The organism is Phaeovulum vinaykumarii, assembly GCF_900156695.1.
Lineage (GTDB): Bacteria > Pseudomonadota > Alphaproteobacteria > Rhodobacterales > Rhodobacteraceae > Bieblia_A > Bieblia_A vinaykumarii.
This window is the reverse complement of sequence record NZ_FTOM01000001.1, coordinates 703,590-722,063: the sequence shown is the minus strand read 5'-3', so window position 1 is coordinate 722,063 and position 18,474 is coordinate 703,590. Positions and strand designations below refer to the sequence as shown.

18 protein-coding genes and 1 pseudogene are annotated in these 18,474 nt (G+C 68.9%); 10 read left to right on the top strand and 9 right to left on the bottom strand.

Going from position 1 to position 18,474, the window contains the following annotated elements:
* Window positions 1-40 precede the first annotated feature (40 nt).
* Window positions 41-1,234 (top strand): GNAT family N-acetyltransferase, encoded by a 1,194-nt coding sequence (locus BW949_RS03380; RefSeq protein ID WP_076363471.1) that lies wholly within the window; start codon window positions 41-43, stop codon window positions 1,232-1,234.
* Between the two features lie 28 nt (window positions 1,235-1,262).
* Here BW949_RS03380 and BW949_RS03375 read toward each other — a convergent pair whose 3' ends face one another.
* Entirely contained in the window at window positions 1,263-1,751 is a 489-nt protein-coding gene (locus tag BW949_RS03375; RefSeq protein WP_076363470.1) for a peroxiredoxin, read from the bottom strand.
* Window positions 1,752-1,824: 73 nt separating this feature from the next.
* On the opposite strand from BW949_RS03375, the gene BW949_RS03370 reads away from it, so the two are divergent.
* Entirely contained in the window at window positions 1,825-3,033 is a 1,209-nt protein-coding gene (locus BW949_RS03370) for an NAD(P)/FAD-dependent oxidoreductase (RefSeq protein WP_076363469.1), read from the top strand.
* The gene (gene rsmD, locus BW949_RS03365) at window positions 3,033-3,614 is read left to right on the top strand and encodes a 16S rRNA (guanine(966)-N(2))-methyltransferase RsmD (RefSeq protein ID WP_076363468.1); all 582 of its coding nucleotides are present in this window, start codon (window positions 3,033-3,035) and stop codon (window positions 3,612-3,614) included. Before BW949_RS03370 ends, rsmD begins: the two co-directional genes overlap by 1 nt.
* 60 nt (window positions 3,615-3,674) lie before the next feature.
* On the opposite strand, the gene map is transcribed toward rsmD, so the two are convergent.
* Entirely contained in the window at window positions 3,675-4,484 is an 810-nt protein-coding gene (map, locus tag BW949_RS03360; RefSeq protein WP_076363467.1) for a type I methionyl aminopeptidase, read from the bottom strand.
* Window positions 4,485-4,611: 127 nt separating this feature from the next.
* On the opposite strand from map, the gene BW949_RS03355 reads away from it, so the two are divergent.
* From BW949_RS03355 to BW949_RS03345, 3 genes are read left to right on the top strand one after another with little or no spacing between them, the layout of a single operon-like run.
* Window positions 4,612-5,340 (top strand): competence/damage-inducible protein A, encoded by a 729-nt coding sequence (locus tag BW949_RS03355; RefSeq protein WP_076363466.1) that lies wholly within the window; start codon window positions 4,612-4,614, stop codon window positions 5,338-5,340.
* Window positions 5,337-6,068 (top strand): GNAT family N-acetyltransferase, encoded by a 732-nt coding sequence (locus BW949_RS03350; RefSeq protein WP_076363465.1) that lies wholly within the window; start codon window positions 5,337-5,339, stop codon window positions 6,066-6,068. The genes BW949_RS03355 and BW949_RS03350 overlap by 4 nt, the downstream gene beginning before the upstream one ends.
* The gene (locus BW949_RS03345; RefSeq protein ID WP_076363464.1) at window positions 6,065-7,075 is read left to right on the top strand and encodes an OmpA family protein; all 1,011 of its coding nucleotides are present in this window, start codon (window positions 6,065-6,067) and stop codon (window positions 7,073-7,075) included. The genes BW949_RS03350 and BW949_RS03345 overlap by 4 nt, the downstream gene beginning before the upstream one ends.
* A 46-nt stretch (window positions 7,076-7,121) precedes the next feature.
* On the opposite strand, the gene BW949_RS03340 is transcribed toward BW949_RS03345, so the two are convergent.
* A complete protein-coding gene (locus tag BW949_RS03340; RefSeq protein ID WP_076363463.1) occupies window positions 7,122-8,027 on the bottom strand; it encodes a LysR family transcriptional regulator in 906 nt (301 codons plus the stop codon).
* 319 nt (window positions 8,028-8,346) lie between these two features.
* Between BW949_RS03340 and coaD the strand changes: the two genes are divergently transcribed.
* Window positions 8,347-8,844: a pantetheine-phosphate adenylyltransferase gene (gene coaD, locus BW949_RS03335; protein WP_076363462.1), complete on the top strand. Its 498-nt coding sequence runs from the start codon at window positions 8,347-8,349 to the stop codon at window positions 8,842-8,844.
* A gap of 43 nt (window positions 8,845-8,887) precedes the next feature.
* On the opposite strand, the gene BW949_RS17115 is transcribed toward coaD, so the two are convergent.
* The 3 genes from BW949_RS17115 to purB form a co-directional block, all read right to left on the bottom strand.
* A complete protein-coding gene (locus BW949_RS17115) occupies window positions 8,888-9,031 on the bottom strand; it encodes a hypothetical protein (RefSeq protein WP_097176956.1) in 144 nt (47 codons plus the stop codon).
* A 251-nt stretch (window positions 9,032-9,282) separates the two neighbouring features.
* Window positions 9,283-10,317 (bottom strand): flagellar motor switch protein FliG, encoded by a 1,035-nt coding sequence (locus BW949_RS03330; RefSeq protein ID WP_407947232.1) that lies wholly within the window; start codon window positions 10,315-10,317, stop codon window positions 9,283-9,285.
* Between the two features lie 108 nt (window positions 10,318-10,425).
* Window positions 10,426-11,733, bottom strand: coding sequence for an adenylosuccinate lyase (gene purB, locus BW949_RS03325; RefSeq protein ID WP_076363461.1), 1,308 nt, complete (start codon window positions 11,731-11,733; stop codon window positions 10,426-10,428).
* 215 nt (window positions 11,734-11,948) lie between these two features.
* Here purB and BW949_RS03320 point away from each other — a divergent pair, with 215 nt between their 5' ends.
* The gene (locus BW949_RS03320) at window positions 11,949-13,691 is read left to right on the top strand and encodes a PhoX family protein (protein WP_076363460.1); all 1,743 of its coding nucleotides are present in this window, start codon (window positions 11,949-11,951) and stop codon (window positions 13,689-13,691) included.
* Between the two features lie 84 nt (window positions 13,692-13,775).
* A complete protein-coding gene (locus BW949_RS03315; RefSeq protein WP_076363459.1) occupies window positions 13,776-15,443 on the top strand; it encodes a hypothetical protein in 1,668 nt (555 codons plus the stop codon).
* Here BW949_RS03315 and BW949_RS16450 read toward each other — a convergent pair.
* The gene (locus tag BW949_RS16450; RefSeq protein WP_083947556.1) at window positions 15,440-15,631 is read right to left on the bottom strand and encodes a hypothetical protein; all 192 of its coding nucleotides are present in this window, start codon (window positions 15,629-15,631) and stop codon (window positions 15,440-15,442) included. The genes BW949_RS03315 and BW949_RS16450 overlap by 4 nt on opposite strands.
* 394 nt (window positions 15,632-16,025) lie before the next feature.
* Window positions 16,026-16,325, bottom strand: a pseudogene (locus BW949_RS17715) (shikimate dehydrogenase); the annotation flags it as partial.
* A 168-nt stretch (window positions 16,326-16,493) separates the two neighbouring features.
* Between BW949_RS17715 and aroQ the strand changes: the two are divergent.
* Complete coding sequence (gene aroQ, locus BW949_RS03305) at window positions 16,494-16,940, top strand: type II 3-dehydroquinate dehydratase (protein WP_076363458.1); 447 nt, start codon at window positions 16,494-16,496, stop codon at window positions 16,938-16,940.
* Window positions 16,941-16,946: 6 nt separating this feature from the next.
* Here the strand turns inward: aroQ and BW949_RS03300 are convergent, their stop codons facing one another.
* The gene (locus BW949_RS03300; RefSeq protein ID WP_076363457.1) at window positions 16,947-18,473 is read right to left on the bottom strand and encodes a cryptochrome/photolyase family protein; all 1,527 of its coding nucleotides are present in this window, start codon (window positions 18,471-18,473) and stop codon (window positions 16,947-16,949) included.
* Between the last annotated feature and the right edge of the window lies 1 nt (window position 18,474).

Sequence of the window (18,474 nt, the reverse complement as noted above, 5' to 3'; positions counted from 1 at the left end):
CCGGCCCTGCGCGCCATCTGGAAGGGGCGCGGAGGGCCGGATGACCATCGAGATTACCGTTCATGAAAGCGTCTCGGAGATTTCCCCCGAGATCTGGGATGCCTGTGCTTGCCCCGAAGCTGAATCAGGGGCGGGCCGCCCGCTTGATCCGTTCACCACGCATCGCTTCCTGTCGGCGCTGGAGCGGTCGGGTTCGGTCGGGCCGGGGTCGGGCTGGTGGCCGCGCCCGCTGGTCGCGCGTGCCGGATCCGAGGTGATCGCGGTCGCGCCCACCTATCTCAAGGACCATTCGCAGGGCGAATACATCTTCGACCACGCCTGGGCCGATGCCTATATGCGCGCGGGCGGGCGCTATTATCCCAAGCTGCAATGTGCGGTGCCCTTCACCCCGGCCACGGGGCGGCGCTTCCTGACCCGTCCGGGCCACGAGGAGACGGGCCGCGCCGCGCTTCTTGAGGGAATGCAGGAGCTGGCCCGGCAGAACGCGCTGTCGGGCGTGCATGCCACCTTCTGCACCGAGGCCGAGGCCAGCCTTGCCGAGGCCGCGGGTTATCTGGCGCGCCATGGGCAGCAATTCCATTGGGAAAACCGCGGCTATGCCAGCCATGACGATTTCCTGGCCGATCTGTCCTCGCGCAAGCGCAAGGCCTTGCGCAAGGAACGCGCCCGCGCGCAGGATTTCGGCGGCGAGATCGTGGCGCTGACGGGGGCGGATCTGGCGCCCGAGCATTGGGCGGCGATGTGGACCTTTTACTGCGAGACCGGCGCGCGCAAATGGGGCCGGCCCTATCTGACGCGGGCCTTCTTCGACCTGGCCGCGGACCAGCTTGCGGATGACGCGCTGATGGTGCTGGCCCGGCGTGACGGTCGCTGGGTTGCGGGTGCGCTGAATTTCATTGGCCGTGACACGCTTTACGGGCGCTATTGGGGCGCGCTCGAGGACCACCCCTTCCTGCATTTCGAGCTGTGCTATCACCAGGCCATCGACTGGGCCATCGCGCAGGGCCTTCAACGGGTCGAGGCGGGCGCGCAGGGCGAACACAAGCTGGCGCGCGGCTACATGCCGGTGGCGGTGCATTCGGTGCATTGGCTGCGCGATCCGGGCTTCCAGCGTGCGGTGGACCAATATCTGCACGCCGAGCGCCGCGCCCTGGCCGACGAGATCGAGATCCTGACGGCCTGGGGCCCGTTCCGGCGTGGCCCGGCCGTCACGCCCCCCGAGGAGCGCGACTAGCCGAAGGCGCGCGGCACCTGGCGCCGGATTAGAGCGCCGCGACCATTGCCGGACCGGCCGAGATGTCGCATTGGCCGGGGTTGTCCTCGGCGTGAAGGACACGGATGACGCCATCCTCGACCGCCATCGCATAACGCTGCGAGCGTCCGATCAGCCCCACCGGGGGCGCGGTGAAATCCATGCCCATGGCGCGGGTGAACTGGCCTTCGGCATCGGCCAGCATCACGATCCCGGCTTCGGTTGCGCCGGTGTCGCGGCCCCAGGCCTCCATCACGAAGGGGTCGTTGACGGAAATGCAGATCACCGCGTCCACGCCCTTGGCGCGCAGATCGGCCATCACGCGGATGAAGCTGGGGACATGGGCGGTGGTGCACACGCCGGTATAGGCGCCCGGCACGGCCAGGATCACCACCTTGCGCCCCGCCGTCAGGGTGGACAGATCGACGGGCGCCGGCCCTTCGGCCCCCAGTTTCAGTAGCGTCGCCGCGGGCAGACGGTCGCCCTTGCGAATGCTCATGGCCTTCCTCCTTTGCCATCCTCAACCGGCCTCGATATAGGGTGGCGCAGTCAACCGGCCAGAGGAGGGACGCATGAGCGGCATCGTGATCGTGGGGGCGGGACAGGCGGCGGCCTCGGCGGCGGCGCGGCTGCGCACGGGCGGTTTCGACGGTCCGATCACGCTGGTCGGCGACGAGCCCGTGCCCCCCTATCAGCGCCCGCCGCTGTCCAAGGGCTATCTTCTGGGCGAGATGAGCCTCGAGCGGATGCTTCTGCGCCCTGAGGCCTTCTGGGCCGAAGCGGGCGTGCGGCTGCGGCTGGGGACGCCTGCGGCGGCGATCGACCGCGACCAGCGCCGCCTGCGGCTGGCCGACGGCGAGACCATCCCCTATCGCACGCTGATCCTGGCCACGGGCGCCGCGCCGCGCCGCATCCCCGCGGAAAAGAACGGCGATCTGGCGGGCGTCTACACGGTGCGCCGGCTGGCCGATGTGACGGCGATGACGCCCGAATTCCGGCCCGGTGCGCGGCTGGTGGTGGTGGGCGGCGGCTATGTCGGCCTTGAGGCGGCGGCGGTGGCGCGCAAGCTGGGGCTGCATGTCGTGCTGGTCGAGGCAGCGCCGCGCATCCTGGGGCGCGTGGCCTCGGAGGCCACGGCCGATGCGCTCAGGATGCTGCACCAGGGTCAGGGCGTGCAGCTGATCGAGGGAATGGGGCTTGAACGTCTGGAAGGTGCGGACGGCCGCGTCTCGGCGGTGCGCCTGGCCGACGGCCGCCTTCTGCCGTGCGATTTCGTGATCGCCGGGATCGGGGCGGAACCCGTGACGGCACTGGCCGAGGCCGCCGGGCTGAGCGTGTCGAACGGCATCGTGGTCGACGAATACGGCGGCACCTCGGATCCGGCGATCTGGGCGGCGGGCGATTGCGCCGCCTTCCCGCTGGGCGAGCGCCGCATCCGGCTGGAAAGCGTGGGCAATGCGGTCGACATGGGCGATCTGGTGGCGGCCAACATCCTGGGCGCGGGCCAGCCCTATATGCCCAAGCCCTGGTTCTGGTCGGACCAATATGACGCCAAGTTGCAGATCGCGGGGCTGGGGCAGGGGGCCGACACCCATGTGCTGCGGCCGGGGCCCTCGGGGCAGTCGGTCTGGTGTTTCCGCGGCCGCGAATTGCTGGCGGTCGAGGCGCTCAACGATCCGCGCGCCTACATGATCGGGCGCCGCCTGATCGAGGCGGGCCGCCATCCCGCCCCCGCGGCCATTGCCGACACGGCCACCGACCTCAAGGAGCTTCTGGCCTGATGCGCATCATCTCGGGGCGGGCGCGGGGGCTGAAGCTGGCCGAGGTGGGCGCGGGCGATGCCGCCGCCCATCTGCGGCCCACGACCGACCGCGTGCGCGAGGCCGTCTTCAACCTTTTGTGCAACGCCAACCGGCCCGACCCGGTGCCGGGGGCGCGGGTGCTGGATCTTTTCGCCGGGACCGGGGCGCTGGGCCTCGAAGCGCTGTCGCGGGGCGCCCAGCGCGTCGCCTTCGTCGATGACGGGGCCGCGGCGCGTGCGCTTTTGCGCACCAACATCGAGAAGATGCGCGCCATGGGCGAAACCGATGTCTGGCGGCGCGATGCCACGCGGCTGGGGCCGAACCGGGGCGCGGGCTACGGGCTGGTGTTCCTGGACCCGCCCTATGGCCAGGCCTTGGGCGAGGCCGCGCTGGAGAGCGCGCGCGCAGGCGGCTGGCTGGCACCCGGTGCCACCATCGTCTGGGAGGAGGGCGCCCCCCCGGTCCTGCCCGGCTGGGCGCGGCGTCTTGACCAGCGCAGCTATGGCGGCACGCTGGTCACGATCCTTGAGGTCGGCGCCGAGGCCGCGGCGGCGGGCTGAGGCCACCGCCCGCGCCCCTGCGGCGGGCTGAGGCCACCGCGCGCCCCGGGTCGGGGGCTTTTAGCCCCAGGTCGGGTGGAACTTGCCCGCGGGCGACAGGGTGAAGATCTCGCAGCCGTCGGCGGTGACCCCGATCGAATGCTCGAACTGCGCCGAAAGCGACTTGTCGCGGGTGACGGCGGTCCAGTCATCGGCCAGAACCTTGGTGTCGGGGCGGCCCAGGTTCACCATGGGCTCGATGGTGAAGAACATCCCTTCCTCGAGCACCGGACCCGCTCCGGGGCGGCCGTAATGCAGCACATTGGGCGGCGCATGGAACACGCGCCCCAGCCCATGGCCGCAGAAGTCGCGCACCACCGACATGCGCTGGCCCTCGACATAGGTCTGGATGGCATGGCCGATGTCGCCGAAAGTATTGCCCGGGCGCACCGCCGCGATCCCCAGCATCAGCGCGTCATGGGTGACCTGGATCAGCCGCTCGGCCTTGCGCGACAGGTTGCCGGCCACATACATGCGGCTGGTGTCGCCATACCAGCCGTCCAGGATCACGGTCACGTCGATGTTCAGGATATCGCCGTCGCGCAGCACCTTGGTGCCGGGAATGCCGTGGCAGACCACATGGTTGACCGAGATGCACGAGGCATGCTGATAGCCGCGGTAGCCGATCGTGGCCGAGGTCACGCCCAGCTCCTCGATGCGGGTGCGGATGAAATCGTCGAGCGTGGCGGTGGTGGCGCCGGGTTCGACGAGAGGGGCCACCTCGTCAAGGATCTGGGCCGCAATCTTGCCGGCGGCATGCATGCCGGCGAAATCGCCCTCTTCGTGAATGCGAATGCCGTCTTTGGTCACGTGTCCGCGGGGGTTCTGCACGGGGCTTCTCCTGTCGCTTTGCCCCCCAGATAATCCCTCCGCGCCCCCTTGACCAGAGCGGGCTTCCCCCGCGCGGTCCCGGCGCCTATACCTGAACCGATCCAGCCGCCATCCGAAGGTGCCCGCCATGTCCAACCCCACAGCCGCGATCCTCATCATCGGCGACGAGATCCTCTCGGGCCGCACGCGCGAGGGAAACGCCCATTATCTGGCCGGGGAATTGGTGCGCGCGGGCATCGACCTGCGCGAGATCCGCGTGGTGGGCGATGTGCACGAGACCATCGTGGCGGCGGTGAAGACCCTGTCGGCGGGCCATGACCATCTGTTCACCTCGGGCGGTATCGGCCCCACGCATGACGACATTACCGCAGACGCCGTGGCGGCCGCCTTCGGCGCCCCGATCGGCGTGCGCGACGACGCCCGCGAGATCCTGGCGCGCCATTACGCCGCGCGCGGGCTCGAGTTCAACGAGGCCCGGTTGCGCATGGCCCGCATTCCCGAAGGCGCGCGGCTGATCGAGAACCCGGTTTCGGCCGCGCCGGGTTTCAGCATCGGCAATTGCCATGTCATGGCCGGGGTGCCCAACATCTTTCAGGCGATGGTGGCCTCGGTGCTGCCGCAGCTGACGGGGGGCGCGCCGCTGATGTCGCAATCGTTGACGGTGATGCAGGCGGAAGCCTCGATCGCCGACAGTTTCGGCGTGCTGGCGGCCGAATTCCCGGATCTGAGCATGGGGTCCTATCCCTTCGTCAAGGATGGCGCCTATGGCACGAACCTGGTCGTGCGCGGCACCGATGCGGCGCGGATCGACGCGGCCATGACGAAGCTCTGCGCGCTTTACGCGGAGGAGGCATGACCCCGCTTCTCGAAGCCATCGACGCCACCTGGCCCGCCGCCGCGGTGGTGAGCGCCGGCGCCTTTGCGGTGCGCGACGGGCAGGGCGGCGGCAAGCGGGTCAGCGCCGCGACGCTGGCCGCGCCCGGCTTCACCGACGCCGACATTGCCGCGATGGAGGCCGCGCAGGCCGCGCTGGGCCAGCCGCCGCTGGTGATGGTGCGCGCGGGCGAGGACCGGTTGGACGCCGAGCTGGCCGCGCGGGGTTATGCGGTGGTGGACCCGGTTCAGGTGCTGGTGGCCGATGTCGCGGATCTGCTCTGCCATCGTCCGCCGCCGATCACCGCATTCGCGCATTGGCCGCCGCTGGCGATTGCTCGCGCCATCTGGGACGAGGGCCAGATCGGCCCGGCCCGGCGCGCGGTCATGGCGCGGGTGACGGGGCCGCATGCCGCCATTCTGGGGCGCACGGCGGACCGGGCGGCGGGGGTGGCCTTCGTGGGGCTGGCCCCGGACAGCGGGATCGCGCTTTTGCATGCGGTGCATGTCTCGCCCGAATACCGGCGCAAGGGGCTGGCGCGGGCGATGCTGGGCGAGGCGGCGCATTGGGCTGCGGAAAATGGCGCGCGGCAGATGGGGGTTCTGGTGACGCGGGCCAATACCGGGGCGCTGGCGCTTTACAGGGCGACGGGTCTGCACGAGGCGGATGCCTATCATTATCGTCTGCGCGCGGAGGGGGCGGCGGGATGAAAGCCGCGGCCGGTCTTCTGGCGCTGGGCCTTGCGGCGGCAGGCCCCGCGCGGGCCGAATTCCTGCCGCTGATGCCCGGCCCGGCCGAGGTGACGGCGCGCCACGAGGCCGCCTTTGACAGCTATGTCCTGGCGCTGGGGCCGTGGCGGCCCACGGGGCAGCAGACGCGGCGGCTCGAGGGGCGGATCGACCAGAGCGCCTGGCATCTGCCGGGCTATGAACAGGGCACGCTGGCGCTTCTGGCGGATCTGCGCGACCAGCTTGCGAAGGCCGGGTTTCGGGTGCTTTTCGAATGCGAGACCGACACCTGCGGGGGCTTTGACTTCCGCTTTGCCATGGATCTGATCCCCGAACCCGAGATGCATGTCGATCTGGGCGATTTCCGCTATCTGGCGGCCGAGCAGCCCCAGGAGGGGCGCTTTCTGGCGATGGTCGTGTCGCGGTCGCCGCGCGCGGGCTGGGTGCATCTGACCGAGGTCGCGCGCCAGGCGGCCCCCGATCCTGCGGTGCCCGATTCCGCCGCAGCGGTTGCGCCGGGGCAGACGCCCGCCGAAGGGCAGGCCCGCCCCGCCGCCAAGCCGGGCACCCCCGCGGCCACGCCGGAGGGGGCAGACGGAGCCGCGATCGGGGCGCGGCTTGTCGCCGAGGGGCGCGTGGTGCTCGAGGGGCTGGTCTTTGCCTCGGGGGCGGATCGTCTGGATGCGGGGCCCGATGCGGATCTGGCGGCGCTGGCGGGCTGGCTGAAGCAGAATGACTGGGCGCAGGTGGTCGTGGTGGGCCATACCGATACAACCGGCAGCCTGGCGGCCAATGTGGCGCTGTCGAAGCGGCGCGCCGAGGCGGTGCGGGCGCGTCTGATCGCGCGTCACGGCGCCCCCGAGGCGCGGATCGGTGCCGAAGGGGCGGGCTGGCTGGCGCCGCGGGCCAGCAATGCCACGCCCGAGGGACGTGCAAGAAACAGACGGGTCGAGGTGGTGCTCACCTCGACCCGAGTTGGTGGGCCCTGACGGAGAAGGGCCCCGAGGGAAATGCAGCGGAGCGGCCGGTCCGGCCTCACCAGTTGTCGGGGCCCTTTTCGGCAAAGGTCCGGGCCAGGAAGTCGATGAAGGCGCGCACCTTGGGCTGGGTGAAGCGGCCCGGCGGGTAGACGGCATAGATGCCCATCGTCTCCATCGGCAGGTCGGGCATGGCTTCCTCGACCTCGCCGCGCTTCATAGCATCGGCATAGAGGAAGGACGGAAGATAGGCGATGCCGAGCCCGGCGATCGCGGCATGCAGGAGCGACTGGCCGTCATTGACGGTGAGCCAGCCCGCCGAGCGCACCTGACGGCGTTCGCCCGACGGGGCGGTGATCTTCCAGACATTGCCGTTCGACTGGTTCGAATAATGCAGGAGCTTGTGTTCGTTCAGGTCGTCGATCTTCTGCGGGCGGCCGTATTTCTCGAAATAGGCGGGCGCGCCGATCATGCGCCGCCCGGTCTCGGTCAGCTTGCGCGCGCGCAGCGTGCTGTCTTCGAGGTCGCCGACGCGGATGGCCATGTCGAAGCCTTCCGAGATCAGTTCGACATAGCGGTTGTTCAGCACCATGTTGACGTTGATATCGGGGTATTCGCGCAGGAAATCGCCCAGCACGGGCGAGAGCAGGTTGACGCCGAAGTCGGTTGCGACCGAGATGCGCAGGAGGCCCGAGGGTGCCACCTGCATCGAGGTGACCAGCGCGTCGGCCTCGCCTGCGTCGGTCAGCACGCGGCGGGCGCGGTCGTAATAGGCCAGGCCGATCTCGGTCGGGCTGACGCGCCGGGTGGTGCGGTTGAGAAGGCGTGCGCCGAGGCGGGCCTCCAGCGCCGAGACGTGTTTCGAGACCGCCGATTTGGAGATGCCCATCTTCTTGGCCGCGTCGGTGAAGCCCCCCTGGTCCACGACGGTGGCGAAAGCTTCCATTTCGGTCAGGCGATCCATTGTGAATCCTTCGGCAACAACAACCCTTCGTTGGGTCATTGATCGGCGCCAATTCGGGCGCAATTACGGCCCCGCGGGGACAATGGCGGGGAAAATGCGCGTTTGGGGAGGGCTTGCGAAACGATGACGGCGGGGCCGGGGGGGCGCGCCTTGGCCCCATCGAGGGGCCGCGGCGCGCGTGGACCTTGCGGTCCACAGGCGCCTTGCGGACAGGTCGCGGCGGGGCAGGCGACGCCGCGTTGCGGCGCTGCGGCGCTTGCATTCGTCGCGCGGCAATGCTTGCTTCGGCGCTGACGCGCACAATTGGGGGGGACGCGCCATGCGTATCGGCCTTTATCCCGGGACGTTCGATCCCGTGACGCTGGGGCATCTGGACATCATCGGACGGGCGATGGCCCTGGTTGACCGGCTGGTCATCGGGGTGGCGATCAACCGCGACAAGGGGCCGTTGTTCTCGCTGGATGAGCGGGTGGCGATGCTCGAGACCGAATGCAGGGCGATCACCGCGCGGACGGGCGGCAAGATCGTGGTGCATCCCTTCGAGAACCTGCTGATCGATTGTGCCCGCGACGTGGGGGCGGGGGTCATCATCCGCGGGCTGCGCGCGGTGGCCGATTTCGAATACGAATTCCAGATGGTGGGAATGAACCGCGCGCTTGATGCATCGGTCGAGACGGTCTTCCTGATGGCCGATGCGCGCCGCCAGGCGATCGCGTCGAAGCTGGTCAAGGAAATCGCGCGGCTGGGGGGCGACGTGTCCCAGTTCGTCACGCCTGCGGTCTGCGCGGCGCTGAAGGAGCGGCTGAACGCGGGCTGAGCGCACGGAGGTGGGGCGCGCGCAGGCCGGGCGCGGGCGGGGGCTAACGCCAGAAGGCGACATGGCCGACCAGGGCGGTGAACTCGCGCCCCAGAAACACCAGTGCCTGCGCCTGGTTGAACGCGATGTCGCCGGCGACACCGGCCAGGATCAGCAGGCCCAGGACAATGGCGATGGTATTCGTCATGGCGCTTCCTTTTTCGCCCCTTGCGCGCCCCGCGGCGGCGCGCCGATCATAGGAAGGCGCGTCGGCAAGGAAAAGGCCGGCTGCGACCGGGTGCGGTGCGGAGTTTTGCCCCGTCTTCGGACGAAGGGGCCGCGCGCCGGAGCGGGACTTCGCCGCGGGCGCCGGGGCGGCGGCGGCCTGTCGCCCTGTCCCGGCGGGGAGCGCCTGCGCCTTGCCCCGACCGCGCCGGGGCTCAGCGCGGCCCGTCGGGGTCATCCCTCTTCGTCGTTGGCGACCAGGAAGATCTCGCCGTTGGCTTCCATCTCGCGGATGGCGGCGACAATGGTGGACATGGCTTCCTCGGCGTCCTTTTCCTTGACCTTGCCCAGGCCCGCGATCTCGTCCCGGATCGAGGTGGCCAGACGCTGCGAGATGTTGGACAGGATGAATTCGGCGGATTTCGCATTCGCGCCGGTGGCCCCGGCCAGCGCCTTGACCAGCACCGCCTGATCGACCGAGCGCAGCACCTTGGGGATGTCGCGCGCGTCGATGCGGGCGGGGATGTTGGTGAAGGTGAAGATCGCCTTGCGCACCTGTTCGGCAAAGGTGGCGTCATCTTCCTCGAGGCCCTTGAGAACCTCGTCGCGGGTGTTGGCGGGGGAGAAGTTGAGGATGGCGCCGACGCGTTCGACGGGGCCGGAATCGAATTCCTTGGCCGGCACGGAATCGAGCTGGAGGAACAGCGCCTGCCCGATGCGGCGCACGGTGTCGGGCGCCACGTTGCCGGTCAGCGACACGGCATAGGCGATGCGGCGGGCGCGTTCGCCCGGCAGCTTGGACAGCAGTTCGGCCGCCTTCGACACCGACAGCTTGGACAGCACCACGGCGGCGACCTCGATGCTCTCTTCTTCGATCACGGGCAGGATCTGTTCGACCGCCAGGCCCGAGATCCGTTCCCACGGGTCCGCGCGCGAGCTCGATGCCGCCATCCGCCGCAGCCGCGAGGCCGCGGGCGGCGACAGATGCGCCTCGAGCATGGAAAGCGCGCCATCCAGCCCATCGGGGAAGGACAGGCCCACCGCCTCGAGCGAATCGCAGAATTCCTCGACCACGGCGGCCAGGGTGTCGCGGTCGATCATGCGCAGCTGCGCGATCTGTTCGGTCAGCGCGGTCTGCACCTCTTCGGGAAGGCTGGCGATGGGGATATTGGCCCCTTCGGCCACCAGCAGACGCACGATGATGGCGGCCTTTTGCGGCTGTGACAGCACGGGGCGGCCCAGGTCCGCACCAAGGCCCATCCCCTGCATGGGCGCGATAGCGATCACGGTGTCACCTCTTGATTCTGACCAGCGAGACGTCGGAGGACAGCCTCGCAGGCCAGGGTTAAGGTGTCGTTACGCGCCGCGCTGCGGCATTCACGAATTCCCGAAGACGCGGGCGAAGATCGTGTCGACGTGCTTGGTGTGATAGCCGAGATCGAACTTCTCCTCGATCTCGGCGGGCGACAGCGCCGCGGTCACCTCGGCGTCCTTGAGCAGCTCTTCCTTGAAATCGGCGCCCTGTTCCCAGACCTTCATCGCGTTGCGCTGCACCAGCCGATAGGCATCCTCGCGCGACACGCCGGCCTGCGTCAGCGCCAGAAGAACCCGCTGGCTCATCACCAGGCCCTTGAACTTGTTCATGTTCTTCAACATGTTCTCGGGGTAGATCACCAGGTTCTCGATCACGCCGGCCAGACGGTTCAGCGCGAAATCCAGCGTGATCGTCGCATCCGGGCCGATGCCGCGTTCGACCGAGCTGTGCGAGATGTCGCGCTCGTGCCAGAGCGCCACGTTCTCCATCGCCGGCACCACGCACATGCGCACCAGACGCGAAAGCCCGGTCAGGTTCTCGGTCAGCACGGGGTTCCTTTTGTGCGGCATCGCCGAGGAGCCCTTCTGCCCCTTGGAGAAGAATTCCTCGGCCTCCAGCACCTCGGTGCGCTGCATGTGGCGGATCTCGATGGCGATATTCTCGATCGAGGAGGCGATGACCCCCAGCGTGGCGAAGAACATCGCATGGCGGTCGCGCGGGATCACCTGGGTCGAGATCGGCTCGGGCACAAGGCCCATCTGCGCGCAGACATGTTCCTCGACCGCCGGGTCGATGTTGGCAAAGGTGCCGACCGCGCCCGAGATCGCGCCGGTGGCCACCTCGGCGCGGGCCTGGGCCAGACGCGCGCGGTTCCGGTCCATCTCGGCGTAGAAGCGCGCGAAGGTCAGGCCCATGGTGGTGGGTTCGGCATGGATGCCGTGGCTGCGCCCGATGCGCACGGTGTCCTTGTGCTCGTGGGCGCGTTTCTTCAGCGCCGCCAGCACGCGGTCCATATCGGCCAGAAGGATGTCGGCGGCGCGCACCAGCTGCACGTTCAGCGTGGTGTCGAGCACATCCGAGGAGGTCATCCCCTGGTGCACGAAGCGCGCCTCCTCCGAGCCGATATGCTCGGCCAGATGGGTCAGGAAGGCGATCACGTCATGCTTGGTGACGGATTCGATCTCGTCGATGCGGGCGACGTCGAATTCCACGTCCTTCGCCTTCCACACGGCTTCGGCATTGGCCTTGGGGATCACGCCCAGCGCGGCCTGGGCGTCGCAGGCATGGGCCTCGATCTCGAACCAGATGCGGAACTTCGTTTCGGGCGACCAGATGGCGACCATTTCGGGGCGGGAATAACGCGGGATCATCGGCGGGCCTTTCGGGGCAGGAGGCATGGAACGGGGGCCATGGAACGGCGGATTTCAAGCGGTCTGATACCGAAGCGGGGCCTTGCGGGCAAGCGCGGGGCGGAAACGGCGCCATGTCGGCGTCACGCAAGTGTCACGCAAGCGTTGTGAAAGTGTCAGCGCCGCCGGTTAGCGAAGGCGAAAGCCACCCATCCCTGACAGGAAAGGTAACACCCATGTCCCTTCGCAAGACCCTGCTGCTGGCCACCGCCCTTGGCGGTCTGCCGCTGGCCGCCGCGGCCGAAATCTCGTTCGCGCCGGTGCCCTTCGCCGCCGATGACGCCGCCAAGCGCGCGGTCCTGGCCTCCTCGAGCGTCACCGTCGACGGCAAGGAATACCCGATCGGCTACACCGTGCTGGAACGCTCGGGCGACAAGCTGGGCGAAGGCGTCTTCGGCGCGCTGATCGACCGCGAAGGCAATGTGGTGAAATCGGCCGACGGCTCCGAGCACATCTCGGTCGACGCCGACTTCAACTCGCTGCTCAAGGTGGGGGACAAGATCTTCTCGGTGACCCATTTCGAATCGCGTCCCGGCGCGATGTATGTCACCGAACTGGAGCGCGCCGAGGACGGCACGCTGTCGGCGGTGTCCACCAAGCCGGTCGATTTCTCGGCCTATGGCGGGCTGTGGGTGCCCTGCGCGGGGTCGGTCACGCCCTGGAACACGCATCTGGGCTCGGAGGAATACCCGAGCAACGCCCGCGAGATCGCGGATGCCGAAAGCCTCGAGGATGTCGACGATTACGCCTTCCCGATGGTGCGCTATGAGGGCCTTGACCCGGCGAACATGACGCTTGCGCAGTTCCGCGCCGCCTACAAGCCCTATCGCTATGGCTATCCGACCGAGATCACCGTGTCGGAAGACGGCACCGGCACCCCGGCCAAGCATTTCGCCATGGGCCGCGTGGCGGTCGAACTGGCCAAGGTCATGCCCGACCAGAAGACCGTCTACATCTCGGACGACGGCACCAACGTGGGCCTGTTCATGTTCGTGGCCGATACCGCGGGCGATCTGTCGGCCGGCCAGCTCTATGCCGCGAAATGGGTGCAGACCTCGGACGAGAGCGCGGGCGCCGCGGATCTTGAATGGGTGGATCTGGGCCATGCCGACGACGCGTCGGTGCAGGCGCTGATCGAGGGCGGCGTGGGCTTCCACGACATCTTCGAGGTGGCCGATCTGAACGCGGACGGCGGCTGCGCCGAGGGCTTTGCGCCGTCGAACGCGGAAGGCAACGCCGAATGCCTGATGGTCAAGCCGGGCATGGAAATGGCGGCCTCGCGTCTCGAGACGCGTCGCTATGCCTCGATGATGGGTGCCACAACCGAATTCCGCAAGATGGAAGGCATCGCCTACAACGCCGATGCCAACGTGGTCTATCTGGCCATGTCGGAAGTGGCCAAGGGCATGGAAGACGGTGCCAAGCAGGACAAGGGCGGGGCGAATGACATCCGCTTGGCCAAGAACTCCTGCGGCGCGGTCTACGAGCTGAGCCTGGGCGACGACTTCCGCGCCACCGCCGCGCGCACGCTGGTGGCCGGCACGCCGACCGAATACCCCGAGGGCAGCGAATACGCCGGCAACACCTGCGATATCGACGGCATCGCCAACCCCGACAACCTGACCTACATCACCGGCCAGAACACGCTGATCATCGGCGAGGACACCGGCACCGGCCACCAGAACGACGTGATCTGGGCGATGAACCTCGACAGCGGCGATCTGACCCGCATCTTCTCGACGCCCTATGGCTCCGAGACCACCTCGCCCTACTGGTATCCGAACCTCGACGGCCACGGCTATCTGGTCGCCGTGATCCAGCACCCCTATGGCGAATCGGACGAGGACAAGCTGGCCGATCCGGCTGACGCCCGCGCCTATGTGGGCTACATCGGGCCGTTCCCGGCCATGGACAAGTGATCGTCCGCTGAAACGATGCCACCTGCGGCGCCCGGATCTGTTCCGGGCGCCTCTTTTCTTCCCCCACCCCGACCCGAGGTTTCCATGCGCGCGCCCCTTTTCCTTGCCCTGATGCTGTCCGCCGCACCGGCCGTGGCGCTCGAGATGTCCGGGGGGTATCTGGCCAACCCCACCGCCTATATCCCCTCGCAATGCTATACCGTGACCGAAGAGGCCGGGGCGAACGGGACGGGGCGCGTGCACAACCCCTGCTTCACCTGTCACGTCCGCCCGCGCGCGCCGCATTATCTCAACGATGCCGATCTCCAGACCGAATATTCGCTGCCCGGCCCGGCGCTGGAAAACCCCTGGACCAACCTTTTCGTGGACCGCAGCGCCGCCGTGGATGCGGTGACGGATGACGATATCCTGGCCTGGGTCCGGCGCGACAATTACCGCGTGGGGGGGCGCATCGCGCTGGCCGAAAGGCTGGCCGATCTGCCGCCCGAATGGGATGCCGACGGCGACGGGGAATGGTCGGGCTATGTCCCCGACGCGTGGTTCGCCTTTGACGACGAAGGCTTCGACCGCAGCCCTGAGGGCGGCTATACCGGCTGGCGCGCCTTTGCCTATCAGCCGCTTCCCGGCGCCTTCTGGCCGGCCAACGGCTCGGCCGACGACGTGCTGATCCGCCTGCCCGCCGCTTTCCGCGAAGATGCCGCGGGGCGGTTCGACCTGGGCATCTACAAGGCCAATCTGGCCATCGTCGAGGCGCTGATCACCCGCACGGACGTGCCCGTTCCGGGGCTGGACGAGGCCGCGCTGGGCGTCGATCTGGACCGCGACGGGGTGCTGGGGCGTGCCGATGTGGTGCGCTTTGCCTTCGCGCCGCTGCGGGGCGAGACGATGCATTATGTCGGCCGTGCGGGCGCCGAGGATCGGGCGCTTGCCGCGGGGCTTTATCCGCAAGGGACCGAATTCCTGCATTCGGTGCGCTATCTCGACGTGACCGAGACGGGCGTCGGCATGGCTGCGCGGATGAAGGAACTGCGCTACATGCAGAAGACGCGCTGGCAGAGCTATTACGACCGCGAGACCGCCGCCCTGGCCGAGGCCAAGGAGCGCGCCGATTTCCCCGATCGCATCCGCCATCTGCTGGGCGACGCCGAGCGCGGCATCCCGAACGGCTATGGCTGGCGCCTTCAGGGCTTCATCGAGGATGCGGCGGGCGATCTGCGCCCGCAGGATTTCGAGGAAACCGCCTTCTGCATCGGCTGTCATGGCGGCGTAGGCGTGACCGATGACGACACCTTTGCCTTTCCGCGCAAGCTGGGCGCGGATGCGTTCCGCGGCGGCTGGTATCACTGGACGCAGAAGGGGCTGGCCGGCACCCCCGAACGGCCGCGCGCCGACGGGACCGGCGAATATGCGCATTACCTGCGGGTCAACGGCGCGGGCGACGAATTGCGCGGCAATGCCGAGATCATCCGGGCCTGGATCGACGGAGACACGGCCCCGGCGGCGCCCGACAGCCCGGCGCGGCTGAAGCCGGGGCGGGCCGAGGCGCTGGCCGAAGATATCTCGACGCTGCTCCTGCCCTCGCCCGAACGCGCGCTGCGCCTTGATGCCGCCTACCGCGAGATCGTGCGCGCCCAGAGCTTCCGTCTGGGCCGCGACGCCACGATCACGCCGCAGACGAATGTCCACCGCGTGCTGGAACAGGGCCAGCCCACCGGCGTGACGCGCATCGAGAAACCCTGGTTCCGGCCCTAGGGCGGGGATCCGCTGGGGCTGTGGGTGAGAAAGGCGCGCACCCAGTCGCGGTCCTCGACCCGCAGCCCGGTGAAGATCTCGAACGCGGCCAGCCCCTGGTGGAAGAAGAGCTCGAACCCCGACAGGAAGGCGGCGCCCTGCGACACGAGCTGGCGGCGAAAGGGCGTGTCGGCGGGGGGGGACCGCATCGAACGCCCAGCCTGGCCGCCCCGAGAGCGGGCCTGAGAGCGGCGAGCCGGGGCGCCCCTCCATCCCCAGCGGCGTGCAATTGACCACGCCGTCAAACCCGGCCAGATCGTGCAGTTCCGCAGGATCAGCCGTGCGCACCGGGACCGGGGCGTGAAGGGCCAGTGCCCCCGCCAGCCCGGTGATCCGGGCGGTTTCGGGGGCGTGCTGGCCGATCTCGGCCGCGCCCAGATCGGCCAGCCCGAAGGCCAGCGCCCGGCCCACGCCGCCCGCGCCCAGGATCAGCACCCGTCCGGGCGCGGCGGTGCCGAACCGCGCACGCCAGGCGGCCACGAAGCCCGCATGATCGGTGTTGAAGGCGCGCAGGCCCCCGGCGCCGAAGGTCACCGTATTGGCCGCGCCCATCGCCGCCACGACCGGCGCGCCGGGGGCGACAGGGGCGGTCACCTCTTCCTTGTGGGGATAGGTGACGTTGACGCCATCAAAGCCCTGGGCGGCACATCGCGCCAGGATCGCACCCAGATCGCGGTCGCGCTCGGCCGGGATGATCAGGTCATAGGTGACATTGCGCCCCAGCGACCGGCCGCAGGCGATATGAAGCGCGGGCGAACGTGTCGCGGTGATGTTGCCGCCGATCAGGCCAAGGCGGAAGCTGCGGTCGGTCGGGGCCGGGGATATCGACGGTGGAGGGGGCATCGTCGGGGCGGGGGGCATCGCGGATCCTTTTGCGCGCGGACGGCTGGCGCACAGGATGGCGGCTTGGCCTGCGCGGGTCCAGCGGGGATCTGCGCGCCTCCTGGCGTTGCGGGGGCTGGCGCACGGCGGCGAACCTGCGATGATGCGCGCGACAGCAGCGAGGGGCCGATGAGCAAGACGATCTTCATCCTGAACGGACCGAACCTGAACCTTCTGGGCCAGCGCCAACCCGAGATCTATGGCCATGACACCCTGGCCGACGTGGAACGCAATTGCGCCGCCGTCGCCGCCGAGCGCGGCTTTGCGGTGCGGCTGTTCCAGTCCAACCACGAGGGCGTCATCATCGACACGATCCACCAGGCCCGGCACGAGGCCTGCGGCATCGTCATCAATCCCGGCGCCTTCACCCATACCTCGGTGGCCATTCTCGACGCGCTCCACACCTTCGAGGGGCCGGTGATCGAATGCCACATCTCGAACGTGCACAAGCGCGAGGCCTTCCGCCATCATTCCTATGTCTCGCTGCGCGCCGACGGGGTGCTGGCGGGGCTGGGGGTCGAGGGCTACGAACTGGCGACGCGGCGGATCTGCTCGCTCTGCGCGGGCAAGGGCTGAACCCGCTCAGACCTCGGCGCCGCCGTGCAGCCGCGCCAGAAGCGCCGTGGCCTCGGACAGCACCTGTGCGCGGTGATCGGGCGCCATCCTGTCCCAGGTCCGATACATCTGCGCCATGCGCGGGTTCCCGGCCAGGCGGTCGCGGTGGCGGTCGAGGAAATGCCAGTAGAGCAGGTTGAACGGGCAGGCGCGCGGGCCGGTGCGGTCGCGGACCCGATAGGCGCAGCCGCGGCAATAATCCGACATCCGGTCGATGTAAGCCCCCGAGGACACATAGGGTTTCGAGCCCAGCCGCCCGCCGTCGGCGAACTGGCTCATGCCCAGCGTGTTCGGCGCCTCGACCCATTCGATCGCGTCGATGTAGATGGCCAGATACCATTCATGCACGCGCGCCGGGGCCACCCCGGCCAGCAGCGCGAAATTCCCGGTCAGCATCAGCCGCTGGATGTGATGGGCATAGGCCAGATCGCGCGTCTGTCTGACCGCGGCCGACAGGCAGGCCATCCGCGTGGGGCCGCCCCAGAAAAGCGCGGGCAGCGGCGCGTCATGGCCCAGCGCGTTGTCCCCGAGCGCCGCGGGGCCCCCCAGCGCCCAGATCCCGCGGACGAATTCGCGCCAGCCCAGGATCTGGCGGATGAAACCCTCGACCGCGTTCAGGGGCGCCGCGCCGCGGTGATAGGCGGCCTCGGCGGCGCGGCAGACCTCGCGCGGGTCAAGCAGCCCCAGATTGAGGCTCGAGGACAGCAGCGAATGGCTCAGGAACGGCTCATCGGTCAGCATCGCATCCTGTTCGTCGCCAAAGCGCGGCAGGGCGTGGGTGATGAAATGCTCAAGCGCTTCAAGGGCCTGGGGGCGGTCGGTCGGCCAGTGAAAGGGGCGCAGGCGCCCGAAATGGCCCGCAAAGCGCGTCTCGACCAGATCCAGAACGGCCTCGGTTTCGGGGTCGGGGGGGAAGCGCTTCGGGCGCGGGCGCAGAAGGTCGGGGGCTGCCGGCTTGCGGTTCTCGGCGTCGAAGTTCCAGCGCCCGCCCAGGGGCTGTCCGTCCTGCATAAGAAGGCCGGTGCGGCGGCGCATCTCGCGGTAGAACCATTCCATCCGCAGCTGCTTTCGCCCCTCGGCCCAGCGCGCGAAATCCTCCGCGCTGCACAGGAAGCGGTCGTCGGGCCGCATCTCGACGGGCAGGGGCAGCGCCTCGAGCGCGGCGATCAGGCGCCAGTCGCCGGGCGTGGTGGCGACGATCCGGGTCGCGCCGGTCTCGGCCGCGCGGCGCAGCAATTCGGCGGGGATCGACGGCGCGGTTTCGGGATCGTCCAGCCGGCCATAGGCGACACGGTGACCTTGCGCGCGCAGCCGGGCGGCGAATTTGCGCATCGCGGTCAGGAACAGCGCGATCTTCTGCGGGTGGTGGGGGACATGCGTCGCCTCGGCCATGACTTCGGCCATCACGATGATATCGCGCCCCTTTTCGGCCTGGCGCAGGGCGGAAAGATGCTCGGACAGCTGATCGCCCAGCACCAGGATAAGGCGCGGCATT